Consider the following 26,665-nt stretch of genomic DNA (forward strand, 5'->3'; position numbering starts at 1 on the left):
GTTGCTTTGTCTATGAGCGTTGCACGCCTTACCGCACCCGCATGCCTGGCGTGGCGCCCGGCCAGGGGTTGAGCACGTAGATGCCGGGGTTGGCCTTTTCGTCACCATGGCTGGCGGCCAGCACCATGCCTTCGCTCACGCCAAACTTCATCTTGCGCGGGGCGAGGTTGGCCACCATCACGGTGTGCTTGCCCACCAGGTCTTCGGGCTTGTAAGCGCTGGCAATGCCACTGAACACGTTGCGCGTGCGGCCTTCGCCCACGTCTAGCGTCAGGCGCAGCAGCTTGGTCGATCCCTCCACCGGCTCACAGTTCACGATCAGCGCAATGCGCAGGTCGATCTTGGTGAAGTCGTCGATGGTGATGGTGGGGGCGAGTTCTTCGCCACCAGGATGGGAGTTGGCTGCTACGGTTTCAGTAGCTGCTGGCGCTTGTTCTACTTGCGCTGGGGCCTCAAACAGTGCTTCAAGCTGTTCTGGGGTCACGCGCTGCATCAGGTGCTGGTAGGGCTGGATGGCTTGCACGTCCCCCGCCACGTTCCACTGCTGCATGTTCACGCCCACAAAGCCTTGCACCGCCTGGGCCAGGCCCGGCAGCACGGGGGCCAGGTAGCGGGTGAGTGTGGCGAAGGCGTTGACGAGCACCGAGCACACCTGGTGCAGGGCCTCGTTGTTGGCAGCGTCCTTGGCCAGATCCCAGGGCTTGTTCTGGTCCACATAGGCGTTGACCTTGTCGGCCAGCAGCATGATCTCGCGCGTGGCCTTGCCGTATTCCCGCGTTTCGTACATCTGCGCGATGGCGTCGCCCGCGCCGCGCACCTCGGCCAGCAGGGCCGCGCCCGCGGTGCCAAATTGGTCGGTCAGCTTGCCATCAAAGCGCTTGGTCAAGAAGCCCGCCGCGCGGCTGGCAATGTTCACGTACTTGCCGATCAAATCGCTGTTCACGCGCAGCATGAAGTCTTCGGCATTGAAGTCGATGTCCTCATTGCGCGCCGACAGCTTGGCCGCTAGGTAGTAGCGCAGCCACTCGGCGTTCATGTTCAGGCTCAGGTACTTGAGCGGGTCCAGGCCCGTGCCCCGGCTCTTGCTCATCTTCTCGCCGTTGTTCACGGTCAAGAAGCCGTGCACAAACACGTTGTTGGGCGTCTTGCGGCCGCTGAAGTGCAGCATGGCGGGCCAGAACAGCGTGTGGAAGGTGACGATGTCCTTGCCGATGAAGTGGTACTGCTCCATCGCCGGGTCGGCCATGTAGGCGTCGTAGCTTTCGCCACGCTTTTCCAGCAGGTTCTTCAGCGACGCGAGGTAGCCCACGGGGGCATCGAGCCACACGTAGAAGTATTTGCCGGGCGCGTCCGGGATCTCGATGCCGAAGTAGGGTGCGTCGCGGCTGATGTCCCAGTCGCCCAGGCCTTCGCTGGTGGTGCCGTCGGGGTTGGTGCGGACGGTGAACCACTCCTTGATCTTGTTGGCCACCTCGGGCTGCAGCTTGCCGTCCTGCGTCCAGTTTTCCAGAAACTCCACGCAGCGTGGGTCCGACAGCTTGAAGAAGAAGTGCTCCGAATTCTTCAGCTCGGGCTTGGCGCCCGACAGGGCCGAGAAGGGGTTGATCAGGTCGGTGGGGGCGTACACCGTGCCGCACACTTCGCAGTTGTCGCCATACTGGTCCTTGGCGTGGCACTTGGGGCATTCGCCCTTGATGTACCGGTCGGGCAGGAACATGTTCTTCTCGGGGTCGAAGAACTGCTCGATGGTGCGTACTTCGATCAGGCTGCCGTCGGCACGGTCGCGCAGGTCGCGGTAGATCTGGCGGGCCAGCTCGTGGTTTTCGGGCGCATCGGTGCTGTGCCAGTTGTCAAAGCTGATGTGAAAGCCATCGAGGTACTGCTTGCGGCCGGCCGCGATGTCGGCCACGAACTGCTGGGGCGTTTTGCCCGCTTTTTCGGCCGCAATCATGATGGGCGCGCCGTGGGTGTCGTCCGCACCCACAAAGTTGACCGCGTTGCCCTGCATCCTTTGGTACCGCACCCAGATGTCGGCCTGGATGTATTCCATGATGTGGCCGATGTGAAAGTTGCCGTTGGCGTACGGCAGGGCGGTGGTAACGAAGAGTTTGCGGGCGGAGGTCGTCATGAAAAGCGGCTTTCTCAGGCGGAACCCGCGATTTTAGGCGGTCGTCAGTATCCCTGGCCATTGCGGGCGTTGCGGTGGCCTCCCCAGGTCGCGCAGGTGCCAATCAGGGCTGCGTGCAGGCCGCCTATGGCGCCACAATGCCCCGCATTCCAACAATCAACAGGAGACAACACATGGCCGGAACATGGGCAAAACGGGTAGGGTGGGGCGTGGGTGGCGCGATATTGGTGGTGGCTGCCTATCTGGCGGCGTGGCCTGTGCCCATTCAGCCGGTGGCCTGGAGTGCGCCCGCCGCGCCCGGCTATCAGGGCGTGCATGCACCCAACCAGCGCCTGGCCCAGTTGAACATGATCGACCTGAAGGGTGAGGTGGGCCCGGAACACATCGCCTTTGGCAAGGACGGCAAGCTCTACACCACAGTGCTCAGTGGCAACATCCTGCGCATGAACGCCGATGGCTCGGGCCAGGAGGTGTTTGCCAATACCGGCGGGCGGGTGCTGGGGTTTGACTTTGATGCGGCGGGCCACCTGATTGCGGCCGATGCGGTCAAGGGGCTGCTGTCCATCGCGCCCGATGGCAAGGTCACCGTGCTGGCCGACAAGGTGGGCAACGACCCGATCCGCTATGCCGATGCCGTGGTGGTGGCCCAGAACGGCAAGATGTACCTGAGCGACGCCTCCACCCGTTTTGCCCCCAAGGACTGGGGCGGCACGTTTGAAGCGAGCGTGCTCGACATCCTGGAGCAGGCCAGCACGGGCCGGGTGATCGAATACGACCCCGCCAACCGCAGTACGCGCGTGGTGGCACGCGGCATCAGCTTTGCCAACGGCGTCTCGCTGAGCCAGGACGAAAAGCACCTGTTCGTCAACGAAACCGGCAAATACCGGGTGTGGAAGATTGCAGTGGATGCGAAAGACCTCGACATCGCCCTGCCCAGCCCCCAGGCCCGCATACTGCTCGACAACCTGCCCGGCTACCCCGACAACCTGATGCGCGGGCAGGGCGGCAAGGTGTGGCTGGGCTTTGCCAAGCCGCGTGGGGCGGCCATCGACAACATGGCGGGCAAGCCCTGGCTGCGCAGCCTGACCCTGCGCCTGCCGCGTGCGCTCTGGCCCATCCCCCAGCCCTACGGCCATGTGATTGCGTTCACCGACGATGGCAAGGTGGTGGCCGACCTGCAGGACCCGAGCGGCGCCTACCCCGAGACCACCGCGATCACGGAGACGGCGGACCGGTTGTATGTGCAGAGCCTGCACGCGCACGGCCTGGGGTGGCTGCCCAAGCCGTAGGGTTCAGGCCTGGGGCGTCTCAGGCGGTTTCCCCATGGTGCCGGGTCTTCACCTCGGCGCCTGTATCTGTCCACCCAAAGAACCTGCACACCTCGGCCCGCATGGCCAGGGTGTCGGCCCGGCCCAGGGCCATCAGCTCCTGCGTGTAGCCGGACTCGAACAGCAGGTAGCTGGCCAGCGCCGCGCCGCGCACATCGGCCATGTTGGAGGTCACGCCCAGGGCGCCCAGCATGGTGCGCACCGGGCCGGGCAGGTCGCCCACATGGCGCGCGGCCACGGCGTCCAGGCGCTGCGATGGCGCAATCACCAGCAGCTCGATGGGGCGCAGCGCGCTGTGCAGGCGCTTTTCTTCGGGGATGAGCGACAGGGTCTGGTTGATGCGCTGCACGCGCTCCACATCCACCGCCAGCGCATCCAGAAAGATGTTGGACAGTGCATGCCCCGCAATCTGCGCGAGGGTGGGGTAGTTGGGCGTGGGGTTGGCGGCGGCATCACCCTGGGGCTCGTGCATGCGGCCCGCACCGATCACCAGAATGCGCTCCGCCCCCAGGTGGATGGCGGGGGCGATGGGCGCCGACTGGCGCATGGAGCCGTCGCCAAAGTATTCGATGTGGTCGTCCACCTCGATGCCCTTGGCCGGAAAGATGAACGGAATGGCCGACGACGCCAGCAGATGCTCGTGTGTGATGCGGTCGCTGGCAGCCTTGCGCTGCGAGCGCACCCAGGGTTTGACGGGCGTGGCCGCTTCAAAAAAGGTGACGTGCTCGCCCGAGCTGTAGCTGGATGCCGTGACGGCCAGCGCGGTGAGGTGGCCCTTGCGGATCAGCCGGGGCAGGCGCACCAGCGGCACCATCTTGACCAGCAGCTTCTCGAGCGGGGAGTTGTCCAGCAACGAGCGCGGCCGCATGCGCCGCCAGCGTGCCAGCGCCCAGCCCAGCGACACCAGTGTGAGCCAGCGCGCACCGCTGCGCATCACGCTCAGAGAGTCGGCGCCATACACCTGGCTGGCATGGAACTGCCGCCATACGCGTGCGATGCGGCGCACTGCACGGTCAAAGTGGTCGGCCCCGCAGGCCAGCGCCGCCGCGTTGATGGCCCCCGCCGAGGTGCCGGTGATGATGGGAAAGGGGTTGGGGCCTCCGCCTTCGCCGCAGGCCTGGCGCAGGTCGGCAATGGCTTCGAGCACGCCCACCTGGTAGGCAGCGCGGGCGCCGCCGCCGGTCAGCAGCAGGCCCGTGGCGGGTGTGGAAGGCCCGGTACCAGGGGCTGCGGTGGGGGTTGTGGGGGGCATGGACGGGGTGGGCGGTGTAAGGCTCCCAGTGTGGAGGGGCGCCCCGGCGCGGTTCATGTGGGAAAACCCGCATGTGCGGCCCGCCCCACACGCGGTGTTGTGGCCCTCAGCGCTGCTTGAGCAGCAGCTGCGCTACGGCATCACCCTGCAGCACCACGATGCCGTGCTCGCGGGCAAACGCCTGGGCGTTCTCGCTGACCTGACCCAGGGCGGCCACATAAACGCCCGCCGACGCATCGGCAGCGGTCATGGCCGTGTGCAGCTCCCGCAGCGGCTCCACGCCATGGGTGGCAGCCTTCCAGCGTTTGGCGCTGACCAGCGTGGTCTTGCCGCCCTGGCTCAGGCGCATGTCAGCCCCGTTGGCGTTGTTGCCTGTCAGGCGCTCCACGCTGTAGCCCGCGCGCTCCCAGGCGGTGGCCAGGGTGTCGGCAAAACTGCGCCACGGCATGCTGCCCACGGCTTCCAGCATCTCGACCACCTTGGCGGGGTTGGGCGCGCGCAGCTGCTTCCAGGCCGCCATGCAACCCACCACAAAGATGGGAAAACCCGCCAGCGCACCCACCACAAAGTATTCCTTGGGCAACAGCGCTCCGGCCGCCAGCGTGATGAGGCCCACCACCACAAAGCTGATCCACCACGGCGAGCGCAGCAGGACGGCAAACAGGGAGTTTTCGGACATCTTGAATTTCACGGGAGGCCTTTTTGGAGAGAGCTACGATGCAATGCGGTGCGCATTGTCCTTCAGCGGCAGGGGGCGGGAGCTTGGGAATAGACTACTGGCCCCACAGGAGTTATTTGAATGGCAGTCACCGAACAGGGCCTTTTGGCCGCACTTTCCAGCGTGCTGGACCCCCATACGGGCAAGGATTTTGTCAGCAGCCGCGCCCTGCGCAACCTGCAGATCACCGGTGGCGACGTGGCGTTTGACGTGGAACTGGGCTACCCCGCCAAGAGCCTGGTGCCCGAGCTGCGCCGCAGCCTGGTGGCCGCCGCCAAGGGCGTGGCGGGCGTGGACAACGTGTCGGTCAACATCACCACCAAGGTGCTGGCCCATGCCGTGCAGCGCGGCGTGCAGCTGTTGCCCCAGGTCAAGAACATCATTGCCGTAGCCTCGGGCAAGGGCGGTGTGGGCAAGAGCACCACGGCCGCCAACCTGGCCCTGGCGCTGGCGGCAGAGGGCGCCAGTGTGGGCGTGCTCGACGCCGACATCTACGGCCCCAGCCAGCCCATGATGCTGGGCATTAATCGCCGCCCTGAGAGCGACGACGGCAAGACCATGGAGCCGCTGGAGAACTACGGCGTGCAGGTCATGTCCATCGGCTTCCTGGTGGACCAGGACGAAGCCATGATCTGGCGCGGCCCCATGGCCACCCAGGCGCTGGAGCAGCTCTTGCGCCAGACCAACTGGAAAGACCTCGACTACCTCATCATCGACATGCCGCCCGGCACCGGCGACATCCAGCTCACGCTGAGCCAGCGCGTGCCCATGACCGGCGCCGTGATTGTGACCACCCCGCAGGACATCGCGCTGCTGGACGCCAAGAAGGGCATCAAGATGTTCGAGAAGGTGGGTGTGCCCATCCTGGGCATTGTGGAGAACATGGCCGCGCATGTGTGCAGCAACTGCGGCCACGTGGAGCACATCTTTGGTGCCGATGGCGGCAAGAAGATGGCCGCCGAATACCACATGGACTACCTGGGCGCTCTGCCGCTGGACATGAGCATCCGGCTGCAGGCCGACAGCGGCAAGCCCACCGTGGTGGCCGACCCCGACGGGGACGTGGCCAAGATCTACAAGAAGGTGGCACGCGACGTGGCGGTGAAGATCGCCCAGCAGGCCAAGGACTTCTCCAGCAAGTTCCCCACCATCTCGATCAGCAAGAACACCTGATCTTCCCGATCCGCCGCACCGCGCCATGAACCTGCTCGCGTCCCTGCGCTACCTGGTGGCGCTGCACGAGCACCGGCACTTTGGCCGGGCGGCGCAGGCCTGCCACATCACGCAGCCGGCGCTCTCCAACGCGTTGCGCGCGCTGGAAAAAGAGTTTGGCGTGGTGGTGGTGCGCCGGGGCCGCAGTTTTGAGGGCTTTACGCCCGAGGGCGAGCGCGTGCTCGCCACGGCCCAGCGCATGCTGCACGAGCACCAGGTGCTGCAGCAGGACCTGAGCAGTGACGCCGCCCACCCGCGCGGCACGCTGCGCCTGGGCGCGGTGCCCACCGCCATGCCCATCCTGGCGCGGTTTGCGGCGCAGCTGCAGGCACGGCACCCTGGCATCGTGCCGGTGGCGCTGTCGATGAGCTCGCAGGCGCTGGAGGCGGGGCTGGAATCCATTGCACTGGACCTGGCGCTGGGCTACACCGAGCGCATGCCTGCACGCGGCGGCCTGCTGCGGGCCTGGCCGCAGTATGTGGAGCACTATTTTTTGCTGCGCCGGGCGCCGAGCCAGCGCAAGGGGCCGGCGCGCGGGCTGCAGATAGGCCCTCCCATGGCCTGGGCCGATGCGGCGGCCTTGCCGCTGTGCCTGCTCACCCCCGAGATGCACAACCGCAGCCTGGTGGACGGTGCGTTTCGCAGCGCGGGTGCTACGGTGCGGCCCGCCATGGAAACGGATTCGGTATTGACCCTGGCGTTGAGCGTGGTGGCAGGCCAGGTGTGCAGCATCCTGCCCGGGGCGCTGGTCGATGCCGTGCGCGGCCATGACGGGTTGGAGGCGCTGCCGCTGACGGGCCCGGTGCTCACCACGGCGATTGGATTCATGTCGCACCGGCAGGTGCAGCCAACGCGTGCACTCGATGCTGCGCTGGCGCTGGCGCAAGACTCCGATTGGCTGCAGCATGCCGCTGCGCACAGCGGGTTGTTGGCAGTCCACTGACCCAGGCTCGACCCACCGCCGGGGCGGCCATAGGCGATTCGCAGGGCATCTCAAACCCGGCTGTTTCATTTGTTTTTGTGATCGACCCATGTGCATCGGCAATTTGACGCTGCATGCGCCCCTGGCCGACACTGCGGCGTCGCGCCCGGCCTATGCAGGCGCCTTCATACAAAACAACGCCCCCACGCCCCCGCTCCATGCACCTTGCCCCCGAAGCCCCTACCGTCGCCGCCGTGTCCGTCAACGACATGCGCGAACGCATTCGCCGCAAAAGCCGCCTCAAGGGCCGCCAGCCTGAAGACGCAGCGATGGCCGACGTGGCGCAGCTGCTGGGGCCGCGCCCGGTAACGGGCTTCCGTCGCGACCTGCTCATTGAATATTTGCACCGCCTGAACGACCACTTTGGCGTGTTGCACGACCGGCACCTCGTGGGGCTGGCCAAGCAGATGAATCTGCCCATGGCCGAGGTGTACGAGGTGGCCAGCTTTTATCACCACTTCGACATCGTGCGCGGCGAAGATGCGCAGGCCCCGCGCCTGTTGGTGCGGGTGTGCGACAGCCTGAGCTGCAGCCTCGCCGGCGCCGGCGAACTGCTGGCCGCGCTGCCCGAGCGCCTGCGCGCGGCAGTGCAGGGCGATGTGCAGGTGGTGGCCGTGCCCTGTTTGGGCCGCTGCGAGCAGGCTCCTGTAGCGGTGGTGCACCAGTGCCCGGTGCCTCACGCCACGGTCGATGGAGTGTTGGAAGCCGTCCATTTGAAGCCGGATCGTGCGGTAGCGCTACATCCATATGCACAATCTGCTATCAATTTTGATGTGGCAGCATTGGCCGGGCGCAGCGTGCCTGCGCAGCCCGATGCGATCAACCCCGCCCACACCGACCTGGCTACCTACCGCGCGCATGGTGGTTACCAGACGGCCGCTGCGCTGGTCAATGGCGAGATGGATGCCGAGGCCGTGCTGGCAGCCATGGAGGACTCGGGCCTGCGCGGATTGGGTGGCGCAGGCTTTCCGGCAGGGCGCAAGTGGCGCATCGTGCGCGACCAGCCCGCGCCACGCCTGATGGCCGTCAATATCGATGAAGGCGAGCCCGGCACCTTCAAGGACCGCACCTACCTCGAACGCGACCCGCACCGCTTTCTGGAAGGCGTGCTCATCGCTGCCCAGGTGGTGGGCACCGAGGCCATCTATATCTACCTGCGCGACGAATACCACGGCTGCCGCGCGCTGCTGCAGCGGGCGTTGGACGACCTGCGCGCCGAGCCCCCGTGCCCGCTGCCGCACATCGAACTGCGGCGCGGCGCGGGCGCTTACATCTGCGGCGAAGAGTCGGCCATGATCGAGAGCATCGAAGGCAAGCGTGGCGAACCCCGCATGCGCCCCCCCTACATCGCGCAGGTGGGGCTGTTTGGCCGGCCCACGCTGGAGCACAACTTCGAGACGCTGTACTGGGTGCGCGACATCGTCGAGCGCGGCCCCGAGTGGTTTGCCAGCTTTGGCCGCCACGGGCGCAAGGGGCTGCGCAGTTTCAGCGTGAGCGGCCGGGTGAAGCACCCTGGCGTCAAGCTCGCTCCGGCGGGCATCACGGTGCAGGAACTCATCGACGAATACTGCGGCGGCATGCTGGATGGCCACCAGCTTTATGCCTACCTGCCCGGCGGCGCCTCGGGCGGCATCTTGCCCGCGAGTCTGAGCCACATCCCGCTGGACTTCGACACGCTGCAGCCCTACGGCTGCTTCATTGGCTCCGCCGCCGTCATCGTGCTCAGCCAGTACGACCGGGCGCGCGATGCAGCGCTGAACGTGATGCGGTTTTTTGAACACGAAAGCTGCGGCCAGTGCACACCCTGCCGTGTGGGCACGGCCAAGGCCGCCGCGCTGATGGAAGCGCCGCAGTGGGATGCCGACCTGCTGGACGATCTGGCACAGGTGATGGCCGATGCGTCCATCTGCGGCCTGGGCCAGGCGGCGCCCAACCCCATCCGCTGCATCCACAAATACTTCCCGCACGAGGTGGGCGAGGGGCCCTGGCCAGGCGACCTGCCCAAGCCGCGCAACAGCCCGCTCACCGAGCAATTGCCCGGAGGGTTGCAGCCATGAGCGCCGTGTTGACATCTACTGCGGTGCAGTCCGGCGTGGCCTTCGAGCTGGACGGCCAGCCCGTCACTGCCCACGCTGGCGAAACTATTCTGAAAGCCGCGCAGCGCCACGGCGTGAACATCCCGCATCTTTGCTACACCGACGGCCTGCGGTCCGACGGCAACTGCCGCGCCTGCGTGGTCGAGATCGCAGGCGAGCGCACGCTGGCGCCCAGCTGCTGCCGCGCTCCGACCGAAGGCATGAAGGTGCAGGCAGCCAGCCCGCGTGCCCGCAAGAGTCAGCAGATGGTGGTGGAGATGTTGCTGTCGGACATGCCGGACGTGGGCTACCAATGGAATGATGGGGCTGCAGATACTCCTGAATTGATAGCTGGTAGCACATATACATCTAGCGCTATAGGTGAATTGGGTTCAAAAACTGCCCCAACGGTAGGCCAGCACGGCGAACTGAGCACCTGGGCCAGCCGCCTGGGCGTCACCGTGCGCCCAGCGCTCCAAGCCCTTCGCCGCGAGCAACCCGCGCCCGATCTGAGCCATCCGGCCATGGCGGTGAATCTGGATGCCTGCATCCAGTGCAACCGCTGCGTGCGCGCCTGCCGCGAGGAACAGGTCAACGACGTGATCGGCTACGCGCTGCGCGGGGCAGACAGCAAGATCGTCTTCGACCTGGACGACCCCATGGCCGAGAGCACCTGCGTGGCCTGCGGCGAATGTGTGCAGGCCTGCCCTACGGGCGCGCTCAGCCCCAAGACGCACATCGGCTCCCAAAAGGTGGACCGCAAGGTCGACTCGGTCTGCCCGTTCTGTGGCGTGGGCTGCCTCATCACCTACAACGTGCGCGATGAAAAAATCATCAGCGTCGAAGGGCGCGACGGCCCGGCCAACCACGGCCGCCTGTGCGTGAAGGGGCGCTTTGGCTTCGACTACGCCCACCACCCTGACCGCCTCACGGTGCCGCTGATCCGCAAGAGCGGCGTGCCCAAGGAGGTGCGGCCCTACGGCGCCGACTGGCGCGATACCTTCCGCGAAGCGACCTGGGACGAGGCGCTGGGCCTGGCCGCCGGCACGCTCAGGTCGCTGCGCGACACGCACGGCCCCAAGGCGCTGGCGGGCTTCGGCTCGGCCAAGGGCAGCAACGAAGAGGCCTACCTGTTCCAGAAGCTGGTGCGCACCGGCTTTGGCAGCAACAACGTGGACCACTGCACCCGGCTGTGCCACGCCTCCAGCGTGGCCGCGCTGCTCGAAGGCGTGGGCTCCGGCGCGGTGAGCAACCCCGTGAACGACGTGGAGCATGCCGAGCTGATCTTCGTGATCGGCTCCAACCCCACGGCCAATCACCCCGTGGCCGCCACCTGGATGAAAAACGCCGCACAGCGTGGCGCAAAGATCGTGCTGGCCGACCCGCGCGTGACCGACATTGGCCGCCATGCGTGGCGCACCCTGCAGTTCAAGGCCGACACCGACGTGGCCATGCTCAATGCGCTGATCCACACGGTGATTGATGAAGGGCTGGTGGATGAGGCCTTCATCCAGGATCGCGCCAACAACTTCGAGGCACTCAAGGCCAACGTGATGGGCTGCAGCCCCGAGGCCATGGCACCCGTGTGCGGCGTCCCGGCCGAGACGCTGCGCGAGGTAGCGCGGGCGTTTGCCATGGCCAAGTCCTCTATGATCCTCTGGGGCATGGGCGTGAGCCAGCACATCCACGGCACCGACAACGCGCGCTGCCTGATCGCGCTGTGCGCCGTCACCGGCCAGATCGGCAAGCCGGGCTCGGGCCTGCACCCGCTGCGCGGCCAGAACAACGTGCAGGGCGCGAGCGACGCGGGCCTGATCCCGATGATGTTCCCCAACTACCAGCGCGTGGACAACGCCGGCGCACATGCGTGGTTCGAAGACTTCTGGGGCACCAAGCTGGACGAGGCACCGGGCTACACCGTGGTCGAGATCATGCACAAGGCCCTGGCGCCCGACAGCGACCCGCACAAGGTGCGCGGCATGTACATCATGGGCGAGAACCCCGCCATGAGCGACCCCGACCTGAACCACGCGCGCCACGCGCTGGCCAGCCTGCAGCACCTGGTGGTGCAGGACATCTTTTTGACCGAAACCGCGTGGCTGGCCGACGTGGTGCTGCCCGCCAGCGCCTGGCCCGAGAAGACCGGCACGGCCAGCAACACCGACCGCATGGTGCAGATGGGCCGCCGCGCGCTGAACCCGCCGGGCGATGCTCGGCCCGACCTGTGGATCATTCAGCAGATGGCCCAGCGGATGGGCCTTCGCTGGAACTACGAAGGCGAAGAGTCGGGCGTGGCTGCCGTGTACGACGAAATGCGCCAGGCCATGCACGCCAGCATCCAAGGCATCACCTGGGACCGCCTGGAGCGCAACTCCAGCGTGACCTACCCGTGTATGACCGAAGACGACCCGGGCCAGCCCATCGTCTTCACCGAAAAATTCCCCACGCCCACGGGTCGCCTGCAGCTGGTGCCCGCCAGCGTGATCCCGGCGGCGGAAAAACCCGATGCCGACTACCCCCTGGTGCTCATCACGGGCCGCCAGCTGGAGCACTGGCACACCGGCAGCATGACGCGGCGCAGCACGGTGCTCGACGCCATCGAGCCCATGGCCACCGCGTCGCTGCATGGCGATGAACTGGACCGGCTGGGCGTGCAGCCCGGTGCGCTGGTGGGCATTCGCTCACGGCGCGGCATGGTGCAGGTGCGCGTGCGGCGCGACGATGGCACGCCGCGTGGCACTGTGTTCATGCCGTTTGCGTATGTGGAGGCGGCGGCCAATCTGCTCACCAACGCGGCGCTCGATCCGTTCGGCAAGATCCCGGAGTTCAAGTACTGCGCGGTGGCGGTGGAGGTCTTGCAGACCCCTGGCGGTCCGGCCTGACGCCGCGCGATCTGTACGCTGGCTGTGGGGCTTTGCGCGGCGCGCTGCGGGTAAGGGGTTACTCCGGGGTACAGTCGCAGCCCATGACTGAGCGCCCCTACACCGACGTTGCCGTGATCATGCGGTGCGAGCACATCGACAACCGCTGGCAGCCCTGGCGGTGGTCGCTGGCCGAGGTGGTGATCCATGAGCCCACCTTTGGTACCGAACCCCGCCCGCTGATCCAGGACGAGCAGGAGCAGCGCTGGCTGTTTCCGGGCTTTCGCGTGGAGCTGTTTCGCGACGATGCCGAGGGTTACCACCTGAACCTCACCTCTCCCGCGCCCTGCTGGTTTGTGATGTGGCGCCGCGATGAAGACCCCGGCACGGGCGAGGTCCCACTGGCCCGCCCTGTGGCGGTGAGCCTGAGCTACCACGATGCTGGCCGCTGGCTGGACGCACAGGAAACCGTCGAGCAGGTGCCCGCCGATCCCGAGGTGGTGGAGGCGCTGCGCGCCTTTGTGGCCGAGCACTACCAGCCAGAGCCCAAGCGCCGCAAGCGCCCCGAGAGCTTTCGCACGCTGCAGGACCGCTTCGGCAACCCCGCGTCGGTGTCCACCGACAAGCCGCGTGGCGGCGGAGGCGGAGGTGGCGGCCATGGCTGATGGATTCCTCGGTCGCTGGTCGCGCCGCAAGCAGGACGTGCTGGCGGGCAAGCCGGTGCAAGACCCGCCGCCGCCCGCACCCGCCCCCCAGGTGGCAGCGCCCGCACCAGCGCCGGTGGCCACCGTGGCAGCGCCAGCCGCGCCTGCACCCCCCGCCCCAGAGCTGCCACCACCGCCTACGTTGGCCGACGCTGAGGCGCTCACGCCCGCATCCGACTTCAAACCCTTTGTGGCCCGTGCCGTATCGCCCGAGGTGCGCAATCTGGCCATGAAGAAGCTGTTTGCCGACCCGCATTTCAACGTGATGGATGGTCTGGACATCTACATCGGCGACTACACCCAGCCTGACCCGCTGCCCGCAGGCATGCTGCGCAAGATGGCCAGCGCGCACGCGCTGGGCTTTTTTGACCACGAGAAAAAAGCCGCGGCCTCTGCGGAGGGGCTGCCAGGCGATCTGGCGCAGGATGCGGCCCCCGTGGCCCCAATATCCCCGCCGGCCAGTCAGCCTCGGGATGATGCGGAGGCGCAAACCCCTGCAGACGTGGCACAGTCCCGGGTATGCAACGCTGTTCCTAGCGTTTCCTCTAGCGAGCCTGAGGTGGCCCCACGCTCCGCCCAGGATGCGGTGGTCACACCAGCCAGCCATACCCACAATGACCACGACGCTCATCTGCGACTGCAACCAGACGATGCCTCTCAACGCCAAGGCGTTGGGCGAGGCACTGCATGAAGACCTGACCCTTCACTCCACCCTGTGTCGACGCGACGCCGGGGCGTTCCAAAAGGCCATCCAGTCGGGCGACGACGTGGTGGTGGCCTGCACCCAGGAGCAGCGCCTGTTTGGCGACCTGGGCCAGCAGACCGAAGGCGCGGTGTCGCCCATCCGGTTTGTGAATATCCGCGAAACCGGTGGCTGGAGCCGCGATGCCGCTAAGGCCAGCCCCAAGATCGCCGCGCTTTTGGCAGCCGCCCGGCTGCCCGACCCCCCTCCCGTGCCCACGGTTACTTACAAGAGCACGGGCCGCCTGCTCATCATTGGCCCGCTTGACCAGGCCGAGCAGGCCGCTGCCCTGGTGTCGGACGTGCTGGATGTGACGCTGTTCACCCAGGGCCCTGGCAACGCTGGTGGCGCGCAGGCGCGGCGCTATCCGGTGCTGGGTGGTCGCATCACGGGCCTCACCGGCTGGCTGGGTGCGTTTGAGCTGCAATGGGCGGCTGACAACCCCATCGACCTGGACCTTTGCACGCGCTGCAACGCCTGTGTGGCGGCCTGCCCCGAAAACGCCATTGGCCTCGACTACCAGATCGACCTGGCCGCCTGCCAGTCGCACCGCGCCTGCGTGAAGGTGTGCCAGGTGGCGGGTGCCATCGACTTCACCCGCGACGCCACTGCGCAGACCGAGCGCTTTGATCTGGTGCTGGACCTGCGTTCGGCCACCGCTACGCCCACCTTCTTGCAGCACGCGCTGCCGCAGGGTTACCTGCGCTGGGACGGGCGTGACCTGGCTACGCTGCTGAAGCTGCGGGAGCTGGTGGGCGAGTTCGAGAAGCCCAAATTTTTTGTCTACAAACAAAAACTCTGCGCCCACAGCCGCAACGAGACCGTGGGTTGCAACGCCTGTGTGGACATCTGCTCGGCCGAGGCCATTGCCAGCGACAAGAGCCGTCAGCAAATCAAGGTGAACCCCAACCTGTGTGTGGGCTGCGGCGCCTGCACCACCGTGTGCCCCACGGGCGCGCTGACCTATGCCTACCCCAGTGCGACGGAGCAGGGCACCAAGCTCAAGACCCTGTTGTCCACTTACACCGCTGCCGGTGGCAAGGATGCCGTGCTGCTGCTGCACAGTCAGGAGCGCGGCCAGACGCTGGTGGAAGAGCTGGGCCGTGCCGCCCAGTTGAAACTGGCGCAGGGCGTGCCTGCCAACGTGATCCCGGTGGCGCTGTGGCACACGGCCAGCACTGGGGTGGACCTGTGGCTCAGCGCCATTGCCTACGGCGCTTCACAGGTGGTGGTGCTCGCGACCCAGGAGGAGGCACGGCAGTACCTGGACGGATTGCAGGCGCAGATGGATGTGGCGCAGGCCCTCTTGCGCGGGCTGGGCTACACCGGCACCCATGTGCAACTGCTGCGCGCCGCGCACCCCACCGAACTCGACGCAGCATTGCAGGCTCTGGGCCAGACGCGCCAGAAGACCCCGGCCGTGGCCGCGCGTTTTGCGGTGGCGCAGGAAAAACGCAGCACGCTGGAGATGGCGCTGGACCACCTGATCGAGCAGGCCCCCTTGTCCGTGGCTGAGCGGCCTGCGGCCATTGCCTTGCCCGAAATAGGGTCTCCCCTGGGCACCATTGAGGTCAACAAGGATCGCTGCACCCTGTGCCTGAGCTGCGTGAGCGCCTGCCCCGCCAGCGCGCTACAGGACAACCCGCAGCTGCCGCAGCTGCGCTTCATTGAAAAGAACTGCGTGCAGTGTGGCCTGTGTGCCACCACCTGCCCTGAAGACGCCATCACCCTGCAGCCGCGCCTGCTGCTCACGCCCGAGCGTGCGCAATTGCGTGTGCTCAACGAGGCCAAGCCCTGGGCCTGTGTGCGCTGCAGCAAGCCGTTTGGCACGGTCAAGGCCATCGAGGCCATGTTGGGCAAGCTGTCGGGCCACCCCATGTTCCAGGGCGAGGCGCTGGAGCGCCTGAAGATGTGCAGCGACTGCCGCGTGATTGACCTGTATTCCGCACAAAACGAGACGAAAGTGACCGACCTGTGAGCGCCCCATCCACCTTGACCCCCCTGGGCGGCAGCTCTGCGCTCGACGAGGAAACCGCCCGTGCCGAGCTGTATGGCCTGCTGTCGCAGCTGTACTACGCCGCGCCTGGCCCGGAGCTGCTGTCGGCCCTGCGGGTGGCAGTGACGGAGGCGCCTGCCGATGGCGGCTTTTTGCAGGAGCCCTGGCAGCAACTGGTGGCGGCGTCGCGTGCGCTCAGCGATGCGGCCATCGCGCAGGAGTTTGACCGGCTCTTTGGCGGCGTGGGCAAGCCCGAGGTGTTTTTGTATGGTTCGCACTACCTCAGCGGGTTTCTCAACGAAAAGCCGCTGGCGCGCCTGCGCACCGATCTGCAGCAACTGGGCCTGGCGCGGGATGAAACGATGCCCGAAACCGAAGACCATGTGGCCTACCTGCTGGAGGTGATGCGCTATCTGATCGCCGGAGACGATGTAGCTGTCTGCAACCTGACATCGCAGCGTGAATTTTTTTCAACCCATTTGCAGCCTTGGATCCTGCAGTTGTGCGATGCCCTTGCTGCACAGCCACAGGCCTCGTTCTACCTGGCGGTAGCGCACTTCACCCGCGCGTTTGTGTCGGTGGAAACCCAGGGCTTCGACATGTTGGATTGACCCTTTCAGATGCTCGTAAACCCTCGATATGTCGCTATAAAAGATGAGTGTGTTACTGGGAGTTGTAAAGCTCCATGGCAGGTTTTTACACACTGACATAGACTGTATGAATTCCGTTTCATAGCTGCCAGCCTTTCTGGAGACAAGCATGCAGAACCGCCAGCCAAATTCCTCACGCCGGAGCTTCTTTTCTGGCGCCGCCACCGTAGGGGCTGCCGCAGCAGCCGTTGTGGCACTCCCCCATGTTGCACCGTCGGATGCCGTGGTGTCCGAGCCCGCTCGCGTCGCACCCGAAAAGGGCGGTGGCTACCACCTGTCTGCCCGCGTGAAGCAGTACTACAAGACCACCCAACTCTGACATCGGGGCACGCCATGTTGCTAACCAAGAAGTCTTCTCATTCCGTGCAGGGCAACAGCTCTGCGTCGCCTTTTGTGCACAGCCTGCGCCGTGGCCTGTCGCAAGCTCTGCCCACCATGGACCGCCGTTCGTTCCTGCGCCGCTCCGGCCTGGGAGTGGGTGTAGGTATTGCCGCCTCGCAACTCACGCTGGTCAAAAAATCCAACGCTGCTGAAGGTGCCAAGGTTGGCATCGGCGACAGCAAGATCGAAGTGCGCCGCACCGTGTGCACCCACTGTTCAGTGGGTTGCGCGGTCGATGCCGTGGTCGAGAACGGCGTGTGGGTGCGCCAGGAGGCGGTGTTCGACTCGCCCATCAACCTGGGTGCCCACTGCGCCAAGGGCGCAGCCCTGCGCGAGCACGGCCATGGCGAGTACCGCCTGCGTTACCCCATGAAGCTGGTCAACGGCAAGTACGAGCGCATCAGCTGGGACACTGCCCTGAACGAAATCACGGCCAAGATGCAGGAGCTGCGCAAGGCCAGCGGCCCCGACAGCGTGTACTTTGTGGGTTCGTCCAAGCACAACAACGAGCAGGCTTACCTGCTGCGCAAGTTCGTGAGTTTCTGGGGGACCAACAACTGTGACCACCAGGCGCGCATCTGCCACTCCACCACTGTGGCGGGCGTGGCCAATACATGGGGCTACGGCGCCATGACCAATTCGTACAACGACATGCAAAACAGCAAGGTCGCTTTGTACATCGGCTCCAACGCAGCCGAAGCCCACCCGGTGTCCATGCTGCACATGCTGCACGCCAAGGAAACTGGTTGCAAGATGATCGTGGTGGACCCGCGCTTCACGCGCACGGCGGCCAAGGCCGACGAATACGTGCGCATCCGCTCCGGCACCGACATTCCCTTCCTGTTTGGTGTGCTGTACCACATCTTCAAGAACGGCTGGGAAGACAAGAAGTACATCAACGACCGTGTCTATGGCATGGACAAGGTGCGAGACGAAGTGCTGGCCAAGTGGACACCTGACAAGGTGGAAGAGGCTTGCGGCGTCAAGGAAGACCAGGTTTTCAAGGTCGCCAAGATGCTGCACGAGAACAACCCCGGCACCATCGTGTGGTGCATGGGCCAGACGCAGCACACCATCGGCAATGCCATCGTGCGTGCATCGTGCATCTTGCAGCTGGCTTTGGGCAACGTGGGCAAGAGCGGCGGCGGCACCAACATCTTTCGCGGTCACGACAACGTGCAGGGTGCCACCGACGTGGGCCCCAACCCTGACTCGCTGCCCGGCTACTACGGCCTGGCCGAAGGCTCGTGGAAGCACTTCGCTGCTGTGTGGGGTGTGGACTTCGAGTGGATCAAGAAGCAGTATGCGTCGCCCGCGATGATGACCAAGAACGGCATCACCGTGTCGCGCTGGATCGACGGTGTGCTGGAGAACAACGAACTGATCGACCAGGACTCCAACCTGCGCGGCGTGTTTTTCTGGGGCCATGCTCCCAACTCGCAGACCCGTGGTCTGGAGATGAAGCGCGCGATGGACAAGCTGGACCTGCTGGTGGTGGTGGACCCTTATCCATCCGCCACGGCCGCCATGGCTGCCATGCCCGGCAAGGCCGAAGACCTGAACCCCAACCGCGCGGTGTACCTGCTGCCGGCTGCCACGCAGTTCGAGACCAGCGGTTCGTGCACGGCATCGAACCGTTCGCTGCAGTGGCGCGAGAAGGTGATAGACCCGCTGTGGGAGAGTCGCTCCGATCACATGATCATGTATCAGTTCGCGCAAAAGCTTGGCTTTGCCGACGAACTCGTCAAGAACTACAAGATGCAGAAGGTCAAGGGCATGGACGAGCCTGTGCCCGAGGACATCCTGCGCGAGATCAACAAGTCGGTCTGGACCATTGGGTACACCGGCCAGAGCCCTGAGCGCCTGAAGGCCCACATGAAGAACATGCACCTGTTCGATGTGAAGACCCTGAAGGCCAAGGGCGGCAAGGACAAGGAAACCGGCTACGACTTTGGCGGCGACTATTTCGGCCTGCCATGGCCCTGCTATGGCACGCCGGAGCTCAAGCACCCAGGCTCACCCAATTTGTATGACACCTCCAAGCATGTGATGGAAGGCGGTGGCAACTTCCGCGCCAACTTCGGTGTGGAAAAGGACGGCGTCAACCTGCTTGCTGAGGACGGCTCCCATTCGGTGGGTAGCGAGATCACCACGGGCTACCCCGAGTTCGACCACGTGCTGCTCAAGAAGCTGGGCTGGTGGGATGACCTCAGCGATGCCGAAAAAGCCAAGGCTGAAGGCAAGAACTGGAAGACCGACCCCACGGGCGCGATCATCCGCGTGGCCATGAAGCATGGCTGCCATCCGTTCGGCAACGCCAAGGCACGCGCTGTGGTGTGGAACTTCCCTGACGCCATTCCGCAGCACCGTGAGCCTCTGTATGGCACGCGGCCGGACCTCATGGCCAAGTACCCCACCCACGACGACAAGAAGGCCTTCTGGCGCCTGCCCACGCTGTACAAGAGCTTGCAGGAGAAAAACGTGGCCGACAAGGTGCACGAGAAGTTCCCGCTCATCATGAGCTCGGGCCGTCTGGTGGAGTACGAAGGCGGCGGAGAGGAAACCCGCTCCAACCCCTGGCTGGCGGAGCTGCAGCAGGAATCGTTCGTCGAGATCAACCCCAAGACGGCGGCCGACCGGGGCATCCGCAACGGCGAGCGTGTGTGGCTCAGTTCTCCCACCGGCGCACGCATCAACGTGCAGGCACTCGTCACCGAGCGGGTGGCACCCGATACCGTGTGGATGCCGTTCCACTTCTCGGGCCGCTGGCAAGGGGCGGACATGCTGGCGTATTACCCCAAGGGTGCGGCGCCTGTGGTGCGCGGTGAGGCTGTGAACACGGCCACCACCTATGGCTACGACAGCGTGACCATGATGCAAGAAACCAAGACCACGATCTGCAACGTGGAACGCGCCTGATCGCGCCACGCAAGGAGATACACACATGGCACGAATGAAATTCATCTGTGACGCAGAGCGCTGCATCGAATGCAACGGCTGCGTGACCGCCTGCAAGAACGAACACGAAGTACCCTGGGGCGTGAACCGCCGCCGCGTGGTCACGCTCAACGACGGTGTGCCGGGCGAGAAGTCCATCTCGGTGGCCTGCATGCACTGCAGCGATGCACCCTGCATGGCGGTGTGCCCCGTCAACTGCTTCTACCGCACCGAAGAGGGTGTGGTGTTGCACGACAAGGACGTGTGCATTGGCTGCGGCTACTGCAGCTATGCCTGCCCCTTTGGCGCGCCGCAGTTCCCTTCGTCGGGCACCTTTGGTGTGCGCGGCAAGATGGACAAATGCACGTTTTGCGCCGGTGGCCCCGAGGCACATGGCAGCCAGGCGGAGTTTGAAAAATACGGCCGCAACCGCCTGGCCGAGGGCAAGCTGCCTGCCTGTGCAGAAATGTGTTCTACCAAGGCCCTGCTGGCCGGTGACGGCGATGTGGTGGCGGATATCTTCCGCAACCGCGTGGTGCAGCGTGGCAAGGGCGCCGAGGTGTGGGGCTGGGGTACTGCCTACGGTTCGCAACAAGCAGGTCAGCCTGCAGGAGGCAAGTCATGATGCAGCGCACCGTTCAATGGACCCTGGCTGCCGCAGTGGCCGTGTTGTCACTCAGCGCCTGCACCGAGAAGCCACAGACAGGCATGGGCGTCCGCAGCGATGCTCCGCCTTACGCGGGCACCGGCAGCAACTTCACGCAGCCTGGCTGGAAAGCCGGTGACAAAACCAGCTGGGAAGCGCAGTTGAAAGCGCGCCAGCAGTACGGGCAGAACGAATACACCCGCACCCAGGCGAAGTGAGGTCCACCATGAAATACATCGTGTGGTCCATGGCCTTGGTGGCCAGTCTGGCCTGGGGGCTGGCTAGCGCCCAGACGCCGCCGGCTGCGCCGGACGCATCCGTGGCGGCTCCTGCAGCCACCGCTGCACCGGCTGCGGTGGGCGGCGTGCAAAGCCAGAACATCTTTCAGGTCAAACCCGACGCCAGCGCCGACCCCCAATACGCCGAGCAGACCAACGGCGAGCGCATGAAGGTGCAGCCCGGCAACAACGCGCCCATGTGGCGCCAGGTGGGGCAAGGCGTGACGGGTTACAGCAGCCTGCCCGTAACCCAGGCGCCCGAGGCGGGTAACCTGATCCAGCGCTTTGTGCAGTACCCCGGCTCGCGGGTGACCAATGCGGGCGAAGCCTGGCGCCAGGTGCGCAACAACTGGATCATTCCTTACGGTGGTTCGCTGTTGCTGATCGTGGCGGGGGCGATTGCGCTGTTTTACTGGCGCAAGGGCATGATCATGCTGCACGGCGCCGAGACGGGCCGGAAGATCGAGCGTTTTACGCCCTTCGAACGGTCTGCGCATTGGGCCAACGCGATTGCCTTCGTGGCACTGGCGTTGTCTGGTCTGGTGATGGCGTTTGGCAAGTTCTTCCTGCTTCCTGTGATGGGCAGCACGCTGTTTGGCTGGCTCACTTACGCGCTCAAGAACGTCCATAACTTTGCAGGGCCTTTGTTCGCGGTTTCTCTGATCATCGTGTTTTTCACCTTTCTCAAGGACAACCTTCCGACCAAGGAAGACATCACCTGGATTGTGAAGGGCGGTGGTCTGATGTCCGGCCATGAAGTGCCTTCGCACCGTTTCAATGCGGGGGAAAAGGTCGTCTTCTGGGCGGGCGTGCTGGGTTTGGGCTTCATCGTGGTCGCGTCCGGGCTGGTACTCGACAAGCTCATCCCGGGCCTGATCTATGAGCGCGGCACCATGCAGATCGCGCACATGGTGCACGCCGTGGCCACCGTGGTGATGATGGTGATGTTCATGGGCCACATCTACATGGGCACCGTGGGCATGCAAGGCGCCTACAAGGCCATGCGCACGGGTTATGTCGATGAGACCTGGGCCAAGGAGCACCACGAGCTGTGGTACGACGATATCCAGGCTGGCAAGATCCCTAAACAGCGCAGTGCCACCGCCCCCGCCGGTGAGGCCGCTGCAGGCAAGCCCGTTCAGGCATGAGGCTCTCCATGACAACAATGCAATTCTTCACCCGTAAAACCGTGGTGGCGCTGTGCGTCACCGGCGTCTGCACACTGGCATCAGCCAAGCTGCCTGCTCCATCCCCTGAGGCGGCTACCAAGGCGGCCGAGGCGGCAGCCAAAGCTGCGTGGGCCGGCAAGGTGGACAACTTCAAGCTGTGCCTGTCGCAGGACAAGGTTGCAGCGCACTACCGCAAGACCACGCCCTCGGCCAAGCCTGCGACTGCCACCGGATCCGCATGTACGGACCCTGGCCCCTTCGCTTACACGCCGCCAGCAGCCAAACCGGCCGAGGCAGCCGGTGCACATTCGCCACCTGGCACAGCCAGCAGCCCTCCCAGCACGCAGGTGCCTGCCGCTGCGGCTGCACCGGCCTCCAAGTCCTGACACGCGCGCTCCCGCGCCGGGCATCAAGCCGCGTTCCCTGGTGGGGCGCGGCTTTTTTATTGGGCTGTGCTGTGCAAAGAGCATGATTGAGCCTCGCCTGGCGAGGCGCTACATCACTGGGCTGCCTCAGTGAAGCGTGGTGACCGGGCTGCGCAGCGGCCCATTCCCGTGCGCTGATCGCTATAGCGCCACACTGCGTATATTTGCCCCATGAGTTCCAGTTCCTTGTCCACCCTCTCCGGTTTGTCAACGCCTTCGCTGCCGCGCCTGACGCAGGCCCACGCTCCGCTGACCCATGCGGTGGAGGTCGTCAATGAACTGGGCGCACGGGAGGAAGTACAGATCCCCGCCGAGCGTCCGCTCACGATCTACGTGGACAAGCGCGAGCTCGTCACGCTGATGACGCTGGGTGCGCAACCAGAGCTGCTGGTGCTGGGTTATCTGCGCAATCAGCGGCTGGTCGAATCGGTGTTCGACATCGAGTCGATCACGGTCGATTGGGAGGTCTACGCCGCCGCCGTGCGCACGCGCCAGGGCATTGCACGCATCGAAGAGCGCACGGCCAGCAAGGTCGTCACCACAGGCTGCGGGCAGGGCAGTGTGTTTGGCGGGCTGATGGACGAAGTGGACCGCATCCAGTTGCCCGATGCCCGCCTGACTCAAGGCCAGCTGTACGGCATCGTGAACGCGATTCGCCTCAAGGAGACCACCTACAAGTCGTCCGGTTCGGTGCATGGTTGTGCCCTGTTCAGGGGCGAGGAATTGCTGACGTTTGTGGAAGACGTCGGCCGCCACAATGCGATTGACACTATTGCGGGCTGGATGTGGATGAATCCTGAAACGTGTTCATCAGGCGGCTGTGCGGGAGACGCAGCGACCGTTCCCATGTCGGGGGCAGACAAGGTGTTCTACACCACCGGTCGTCTCACCAGCGAGATGGTCATTAAGTCCGCGCAGATGGGGGTGCCCATCGTGGTATCCCGCAGCGGCATGACACAAATGGGCCACGCCGTGGCCCAGCAACTGGGCCTGTGCGCCATCGGGCGTGCCACCAACCGCCGGTTTGTCTGCTACAGCGGCACGCACCGCCTGGTGCTGCAGCCGGAACTGGCCCAGGCCCCAGTAGTGCCACCCGCTCGGGCTTTTGGCGAGGTGTGAGGCGACAAAGCGGGATGGCTTGCGCCCGGAAATTTGGGTGGTGCAGAGGCCCTGGCGACGCTATAACCCTTGGGCTGGACACCGCAGCGGCGGGCATCGAACCCCACCGACCTGCTTTGGTCTGCTGCCCCTCCAAGGACATGGGCAAGGCGAAAAAAAACCGGCTCCAGAGAGCCGGCATTTTCACGAAGCCCCAGGGCTCAGTAGCGACCGCCGCCGTAGCCGCCCGTGCCATAGCCAACGTCCGAGCGCTTGCTCGCACTGTAGCCACCGGCGTTGTAGCCACCTGCACCGCCGCCTTCTTCGCGGGGGCGGGCCAGGTTCACCACAATCGAGCGTCCATCGACGGACATGCCGTGCAGCGCGCTGATGGCTGCCTGGGCCACTTCGGCAGACGCCATTTCCACAAAGCCGAAGCCCTTGGAACGGCCGGTTTCGCGGTCCATCATGACCTTGGCGGAGGACACGTTGCCGAACTCGGCAAAGTTGCTTTGCAGGCTGGAATCGGTCACGGAATAGGGCAGGTTGCCCACGTAGATCTTGGTGCTCATGGAAGAGCCTTTCTGAAGGTTGGCGCGCAAAGAGGGGCGCACCGTTGGGGTGCAGAAGTGTGAACGGGAGCCCACAGCAACTGGGATGGGGGGTTGGAGCCTGCCGTCAGCAGAGCTTCAGCACACAGGGGGATGGGGCATGCACGCTTGCAGCCAGCCCTGGGTGACTGCAAAGAGCCGGGCAGCTTCGCGCGAGGCAAAGGCTTTGTCAAAACGGAACACTCGGCAGTAGCTGCCGTTGCCCTCTGAACGATGGACCGAAAAGGAGGCGCGGAAGCGGCCGCAGTCGGTCGGGTGTGTCGCGGGCGAAACGACGTATTGGCCCATGGAAATAGCGTTATTTGAAATCTGGTGCATTCGGAAACGCAGGCCAGTATCGACCTGCGTGAGCATCGAGGGACTCGGTGGGCTGCAGCTCTTCAGACCCACTGGGCGACAAGGTCGCAAAAGGCGGCCTGCCATGGCGCGATTGACCGCTTGGAGGCAGGCGTTGCGGTGACTGCTAGCGTTAAGAGCCGTGACTGCAACGAAGCTGAGTATATGTCATTTGTTATTTAATTTTTGTTTAATATTATTTCTGGTTTTAAAAAAGGCGATGCAAGCGCCTTGAATCCTCGTACGAAGGCGGATGGGCTCTGGCGCAATGAGGCGTTCGGCAATCGCTCTCCATCGTACTTGGGCTCGGCCCCGCAGCCTTTACGGCCCCGTTTCGACGGGTTCCACGGCCACAGAAGGCGTCATTACGCGATGGCATGATGCGCGCATGAAAGACCTGAACGCCAGCAGCAGCACCTGGGCCGACACGTTGCCCAGCCAGTGGGGGCCAGAACTGGCCCACACGGAGATTGAAGTTCCGTTGAGCCGGTCGCCGCAAGATGTGCCCACACCGTCTGCCATCAGGGCTGTTCCCGCAACGGAGCGCCTTTCACTGTGGGGCTGGATGCGCGAAGGATTGCGCGCAGCGCTGTTCCTGGCACCGCGCACAGGGTCTGCAGCACCCACGCCCTGGCAGTTGCTGTTGTTGTCGTTGATCAGCGGCGCGTTGCTGGTGGGGGCCTCCCGGTGGCAGGTTGTGGGCCCGGCGCAGTTCAGCCTGCGTGGCTGGCTGACCCCCATGTGGAGCAGCCTGGTGCTGCTGTGGCTGGCCTGGTGGGCCATGGCGCCAGCACAGCGTGCACCTGCCCCCGCGCCGGAGCTGGGTGTGCCCGGCCCCTCGGGCGGGCTGGCGGCCTGGTATGTGCTGTCGGCGTGGGCGCCACTGGCCCCTTTGCTGGTGCTCTATGCCCTGATGGGAGCGGCGGTTCACCAGCCAGAGCTGTGGAATGGGACGGTGGCGAGCATCCTTTTCTGGGTGGCCTACGGCGTGCTCACGGTATGGGTGCTGGCCACGCTGGTGGTGGTGAGTGCCCGCTTCATCCGATCGCGGGTGCGCACTGCGTTTTTTGGGGTGGCGATGGCTGTGGTGGTCGGGGTGGGGATGTGGCAGTTTCAGGACCAGCCCTGGGAGGAAGAAGCCCTGGCGGTGGCCGATGCGTCGGCCGTGTCCGCCGACGGAGCGCAGCCTCCAGAGCCTGCGCAACTGGCGCTATCGCAAGGCCTTTTTGAGGATCAGCAGCTGCTGTGGCAGCAGCAGGTGGATGCTTTGTTGCCTCAGCGTCCCGGCGTGGTGGATGTCTATGGGCTGGTGTTCGCGCCCTATGCGGATGAAAACGTGTTCCGCCGCGAAAGCACCATGGTCAGCACGCTGCTGCAGGAGCGGTTTGACGCCCAGGGCCGGGTTCTGCACCTGCTCAACCATGCAGAAACTGCCGAGACCCACCCCTGGGCGACGCCCGAGAATCTGCAACGCGCCATTGCTGCGCTGGCCGCGCGCATGGATCGCGAGCATGATGTGCTGGTGATTTACATGACCTCGCACGGCGCGCGCAACCATGAGCTGGCTGCGGCGCACTGGCCGCTGCAGGTACCACCCGTGACGCCGGAGATGCTGCGTGCAGCGCTGGACGAGGCGGGTATCCGCAACCGCGTGATCGCGGTGTCCGCCTGCTTCTCGGGAGGCTGGATCGAACCGCTGGCCACCGACAGCACGCTGATCATGACGGCAGCCGATGCCACCCACACCTCTTACGGCTGCGGCAGACTGTCTGAGCTGACCTTCTTTGGCCGTGCGGTGTTTCATGAACAACTGCGCCAGACCCATTCCTTCACCGAGGCTTTTGCCAAGGCAGTGCCGCTGATCCAGCAGCGTGAGATCGAGGCAGGCAAGGCCGATGGCTTTTCGAACCCGCAGATCCGCGTGGGCAAACAGATCACCCCGGTGTTGCAGGCGCTGGAACAGCGGCTGCAGACGGAGGCACCAAACGCCTCCAGCGAAGTCCCTGCGCCTGCGACCGACGCCTCAGGACCGGCGCCGGCGACCGCTGCGGCAACCGTCCCCGCCGTAGCGCCACCGCTGCGGCCCTGACGCATTGAACACCTTCTAACACCCCACGGCCCGCCAGCCCGTTCGCT

The 26,665-nt window shown here is 65.1% G+C and carries 22 protein-coding genes; 17 read left to right on the forward strand and 5 right to left on the reverse strand.

The window, feature by feature from the left end; all coding sequences use genetic code 11:
- Positions 1 to 28: 28 nt before the first annotated feature.
- The gene (metG, locus tag AC1Q64_RS18630; protein ID WP_492252364.1) at positions 29 to 2,128 is read right to left on the reverse strand and encodes a methionine--tRNA ligase; all 2,100 of its coding nucleotides are present in this window, start codon (positions 2,126 to 2,128) and stop codon (positions 29 to 31) included.
- A 173-nt stretch (positions 2,129 to 2,301) separates the two neighbouring features.
- On the opposite strand from metG, the gene AC1Q64_RS18635 reads away from it, so the two are divergent.
- A complete protein-coding gene (locus AC1Q64_RS18635) occupies positions 2,302 to 3,417 on the forward strand; it encodes an SMP-30/gluconolactonase/LRE family protein (RefSeq protein ID WP_492252365.1) in 1,116 nt (371 codons plus the stop codon).
- A 19-nt stretch (positions 3,418 to 3,436) separates the two neighbouring features.
- Here the strand turns inward: AC1Q64_RS18635 and AC1Q64_RS18640 are convergent, their stop codons facing one another.
- The gene (locus AC1Q64_RS18640) at positions 3,437 to 4,708 is read right to left on the reverse strand and encodes a patatin-like phospholipase family protein (RefSeq protein ID WP_492252366.1); all 1,272 of its coding nucleotides are present in this window, start codon (positions 4,706 to 4,708) and stop codon (positions 3,437 to 3,439) included.
- Between the two features lie 106 nt (positions 4,709 to 4,814).
- The gene (locus AC1Q64_RS18645) at positions 4,815 to 5,387 is read right to left on the reverse strand and encodes a restriction endonuclease (RefSeq protein WP_492252367.1); all 573 of its coding nucleotides are present in this window, start codon (positions 5,385 to 5,387) and stop codon (positions 4,815 to 4,817) included.
- A gap of 120 nt (positions 5,388 to 5,507) precedes the next feature.
- Here AC1Q64_RS18645 and apbC point away from each other — a divergent pair, with 120 nt between their 5' ends.
- From apbC to AC1Q64_RS18720, 15 genes are all read left to right on the forward strand, one after another.
- Positions 5,508 to 6,599 (forward strand): iron-sulfur cluster carrier protein ApbC, encoded by a 1,092-nt coding sequence (gene apbC / locus AC1Q64_RS18650; protein WP_492252368.1) that lies wholly within the window; start codon positions 5,508 to 5,510, stop codon positions 6,597 to 6,599.
- A gap of 25 nt (positions 6,600 to 6,624) precedes the next feature.
- Entirely contained in the window at positions 6,625 to 7,581 is a 957-nt protein-coding gene (locus AC1Q64_RS18655; protein WP_492252369.1) for a LysR substrate-binding domain-containing protein, read from the forward strand.
- Between the two features lie 197 nt (positions 7,582 to 7,778).
- Positions 7,779 to 9,677, forward strand: a complete 1,899-nt coding sequence (locus AC1Q64_RS18660) for an NADH-ubiquinone oxidoreductase-F iron-sulfur binding region domain-containing protein (RefSeq protein ID WP_492252370.1) — start codon at positions 7,779 to 7,781, stop codon at positions 9,675 to 9,677.
- Entirely contained in the window at positions 9,674 to 12,577 is a 2,904-nt protein-coding gene (gene fdhF, locus AC1Q64_RS18665; RefSeq protein WP_492252371.1) for a formate dehydrogenase subunit alpha, read from the forward strand. Before AC1Q64_RS18660 ends, fdhF begins: the two co-directional genes overlap by 4 nt.
- Positions 12,578 to 12,660: 83 nt before the next feature.
- Positions 12,661 to 13,221 carry a DUF3305 domain-containing protein gene (locus tag AC1Q64_RS18670; RefSeq protein WP_291437122.1) on the forward strand — a complete coding sequence of 187 codons (561 nt, stop codon included), beginning with the start codon at positions 12,661 to 12,663 and terminating at the stop codon, positions 13,219 to 13,221.
- Complete coding sequence (locus AC1Q64_RS18675; protein ID WP_492252372.1) at positions 13,214 to 13,951, forward strand: DUF3306 domain-containing protein; 738 nt, start codon at positions 13,214 to 13,216, stop codon at positions 13,949 to 13,951. The genes AC1Q64_RS18670 and AC1Q64_RS18675 overlap by 8 nt, the downstream gene beginning before the upstream one ends.
- Complete coding sequence (locus tag AC1Q64_RS18680; RefSeq protein WP_492252396.1) at positions 13,911 to 15,980, forward strand: 4Fe-4S binding protein; 2,070 nt, start codon at positions 13,911 to 13,913, stop codon at positions 15,978 to 15,980. Before AC1Q64_RS18675 ends, AC1Q64_RS18680 begins: the two co-directional genes overlap by 41 nt.
- Entirely contained in the window at positions 15,977 to 16,609 is a 633-nt protein-coding gene (locus AC1Q64_RS18685; RefSeq protein WP_291437118.1) for a TorD/DmsD family molecular chaperone, read from the forward strand. Before AC1Q64_RS18680 ends, AC1Q64_RS18685 begins: the two co-directional genes overlap by 4 nt.
- Positions 16,610 to 16,757: 148 nt before the next feature.
- Positions 16,758 to 16,967 carry a formate dehydrogenase gene (locus AC1Q64_RS18690; RefSeq protein ID WP_291437116.1) on the forward strand — a complete coding sequence of 70 codons (210 nt, stop codon included), beginning with the start codon at positions 16,758 to 16,760 and terminating at the stop codon, positions 16,965 to 16,967.
- 14 nt (positions 16,968 to 16,981) lie between these two features.
- The gene (locus AC1Q64_RS18695; protein ID WP_492252373.1) at positions 16,982 to 19,948 is read left to right on the forward strand and encodes a formate dehydrogenase subunit alpha; all 2,967 of its coding nucleotides are present in this window, start codon (positions 16,982 to 16,984) and stop codon (positions 19,946 to 19,948) included.
- Between the two features lie 25 nt (positions 19,949 to 19,973).
- Complete coding sequence (gene fdh3B, locus AC1Q64_RS18700; protein ID WP_108616030.1) at positions 19,974 to 20,591, forward strand: formate dehydrogenase FDH3 subunit beta; 618 nt, start codon at positions 19,974 to 19,976, stop codon at positions 20,589 to 20,591.
- On the forward strand, positions 20,588 to 20,830 hold the full coding sequence (locus tag AC1Q64_RS18705; protein ID WP_291437107.1) for a hypothetical protein: 243 nt from the start codon (positions 20,588 to 20,590) through the stop codon (positions 20,828 to 20,830). The genes fdh3B and AC1Q64_RS18705 overlap by 4 nt, the downstream gene beginning before the upstream one ends.
- A gap of 8 nt (positions 20,831 to 20,838) precedes the next feature.
- Positions 20,839 to 22,038, forward strand: a complete 1,200-nt coding sequence (locus AC1Q64_RS18710) for a formate dehydrogenase subunit gamma (protein WP_492252374.1) — start codon at positions 20,839 to 20,841, stop codon at positions 22,036 to 22,038.
- Between the two features lie 17 nt (positions 22,039 to 22,055).
- Entirely contained in the window at positions 22,056 to 22,445 is a 390-nt protein-coding gene (locus tag AC1Q64_RS18715; protein ID WP_492252397.1) for a hypothetical protein, read from the forward strand.
- Positions 22,446 to 22,655: 210 nt separating this feature from the next.
- Positions 22,656 to 23,603 carry a formate dehydrogenase accessory sulfurtransferase FdhD gene (locus AC1Q64_RS18720; protein WP_492252375.1) on the forward strand — a complete coding sequence of 316 codons (948 nt, stop codon included), beginning with the start codon at positions 22,656 to 22,658 and terminating at the stop codon, positions 23,601 to 23,603.
- A 200-nt stretch (positions 23,604 to 23,803) separates the two neighbouring features.
- Here AC1Q64_RS18720 and rbp read toward each other — a convergent pair whose 3' ends face one another.
- Together rbp and AC1Q64_RS18730 are read right to left on the reverse strand one after the other, a co-directional pair.
- On the reverse strand, positions 23,804 to 24,154 hold the full coding sequence (gene rbp / locus AC1Q64_RS18725) for an RNA-binding regulator (RefSeq protein ID WP_291437065.1): 351 nt from the start codon (positions 24,152 to 24,154) through the stop codon (positions 23,804 to 23,806).
- 117 nt (positions 24,155 to 24,271) lie between these two features.
- The gene (locus AC1Q64_RS18730) at positions 24,272 to 24,511 is read right to left on the reverse strand and encodes a hypothetical protein (RefSeq protein WP_492252398.1); all 240 of its coding nucleotides are present in this window, start codon (positions 24,509 to 24,511) and stop codon (positions 24,272 to 24,274) included.
- Positions 24,512 to 24,917: 406 nt separating this feature from the next.
- Between AC1Q64_RS18730 and AC1Q64_RS18735 the strand changes: the two genes are divergently transcribed.
- Positions 24,918 to 26,618, forward strand: coding sequence for a C13 family peptidase (locus tag AC1Q64_RS18735; RefSeq protein WP_492252376.1), 1,701 nt, complete (start codon positions 24,918 to 24,920; stop codon positions 26,616 to 26,618).
- Positions 26,619 to 26,665: the final 47 nt, after the last annotated feature.

This window comes from Acidovorax sp. GW835-FHT14G06 (genome assembly GCF_058793595.1).

Bases quoted from the DNA above. Each gene is read 5' to 3' on its own strand.
- AC1Q64_RS18640 (WP_492252366.1), bottom strand. From the start codon at position 4,708: ATGCCCCCCACAACCCCCACCGCAGCCCCTGGTACCGGGCCTTCCACA.
- AC1Q64_RS18695 (WP_492252373.1), top strand. From the start codon at position 16,982: ATGTTGCTAACCAAGAAGTCTTCTCATTCCGTGCAGGGCAACAGCTCT.
- fdhF (WP_492252371.1), top strand. From the start codon at position 9,674: ATGAGCGCCGTGTTGACATCTACTGCGGTGCAGTCCGGCGTGGCCTTC.
- AC1Q64_RS18720 (WP_492252375.1), top strand. From the start codon at position 22,656: ATGAGTTCCAGTTCCTTGTCCACCCTCTCCGGTTTGTCAACGCCTTCG.
- AC1Q64_RS18735 (WP_492252376.1), top strand. From the start codon at position 24,918: ATGAAAGACCTGAACGCCAGCAGCAGCACCTGGGCCGACACGTTGCCC.
- AC1Q64_RS18645 (WP_492252367.1), bottom strand. From the start codon at position 5,387: ATGTCCGAAAACTCCCTGTTTGCCGTCCTGCTGCGCTCGCCGTGGTGG.
- metG (WP_492252364.1), bottom strand. From the start codon at position 2,128: ATGACGACCTCCGCCCGCAAACTCTTCGTTACCACCGCCCTGCCGTAC.
- AC1Q64_RS18670 (WP_291437122.1), top strand. From the start codon at position 12,661: ATGACTGAGCGCCCCTACACCGACGTTGCCGTGATCATGCGGTGCGAG.
- AC1Q64_RS18635 (WP_492252365.1), top strand. From the start codon at position 2,302: ATGGCCGGAACATGGGCAAAACGGGTAGGGTGGGGCGTGGGTGGCGCG.
- AC1Q64_RS18680 (WP_492252396.1), top strand. From the start codon at position 13,911: ATGCCTCTCAACGCCAAGGCGTTGGGCGAGGCACTGCATGAAGACCTG.
- AC1Q64_RS18675 (WP_492252372.1), top strand. From the start codon at position 13,214: ATGGCTGATGGATTCCTCGGTCGCTGGTCGCGCCGCAAGCAGGACGTG.
- AC1Q64_RS18690 (WP_291437116.1), top strand. From the start codon at position 16,758: ATGCAGAACCGCCAGCCAAATTCCTCACGCCGGAGCTTCTTTTCTGGC.
- AC1Q64_RS18705 (WP_291437107.1), top strand. From the start codon at position 20,588: ATGATGCAGCGCACCGTTCAATGGACCCTGGCTGCCGCAGTGGCCGTG.
- AC1Q64_RS18710 (WP_492252374.1), top strand. From the start codon at position 20,839: ATGAAATACATCGTGTGGTCCATGGCCTTGGTGGCCAGTCTGGCCTGG.
- AC1Q64_RS18730 (WP_492252398.1), bottom strand. From the start codon at position 24,511: ATGCACCAGATTTCAAATAACGCTATTTCCATGGGCCAATACGTCGTT.
- AC1Q64_RS18715 (WP_492252397.1), top strand. From the start codon at position 22,056: ATGCAATTCTTCACCCGTAAAACCGTGGTGGCGCTGTGCGTCACCGGC.
- fdh3B (WP_108616030.1), top strand. From the start codon at position 19,974: ATGGCACGAATGAAATTCATCTGTGACGCAGAGCGCTGCATCGAATGC.
- AC1Q64_RS18660 (WP_492252370.1), top strand. From the start codon at position 7,779: ATGCACCTTGCCCCCGAAGCCCCTACCGTCGCCGCCGTGTCCGTCAAC.
- rbp (WP_291437065.1), bottom strand. From the start codon at position 24,154: ATGAGCACCAAGATCTACGTGGGCAACCTGCCCTATTCCGTGACCGAT.
- AC1Q64_RS18655 (WP_492252369.1), top strand. From the start codon at position 6,625: ATGAACCTGCTCGCGTCCCTGCGCTACCTGGTGGCGCTGCACGAGCAC.
- apbC (WP_492252368.1), top strand. From the start codon at position 5,508: ATGGCAGTCACCGAACAGGGCCTTTTGGCCGCACTTTCCAGCGTGCTG.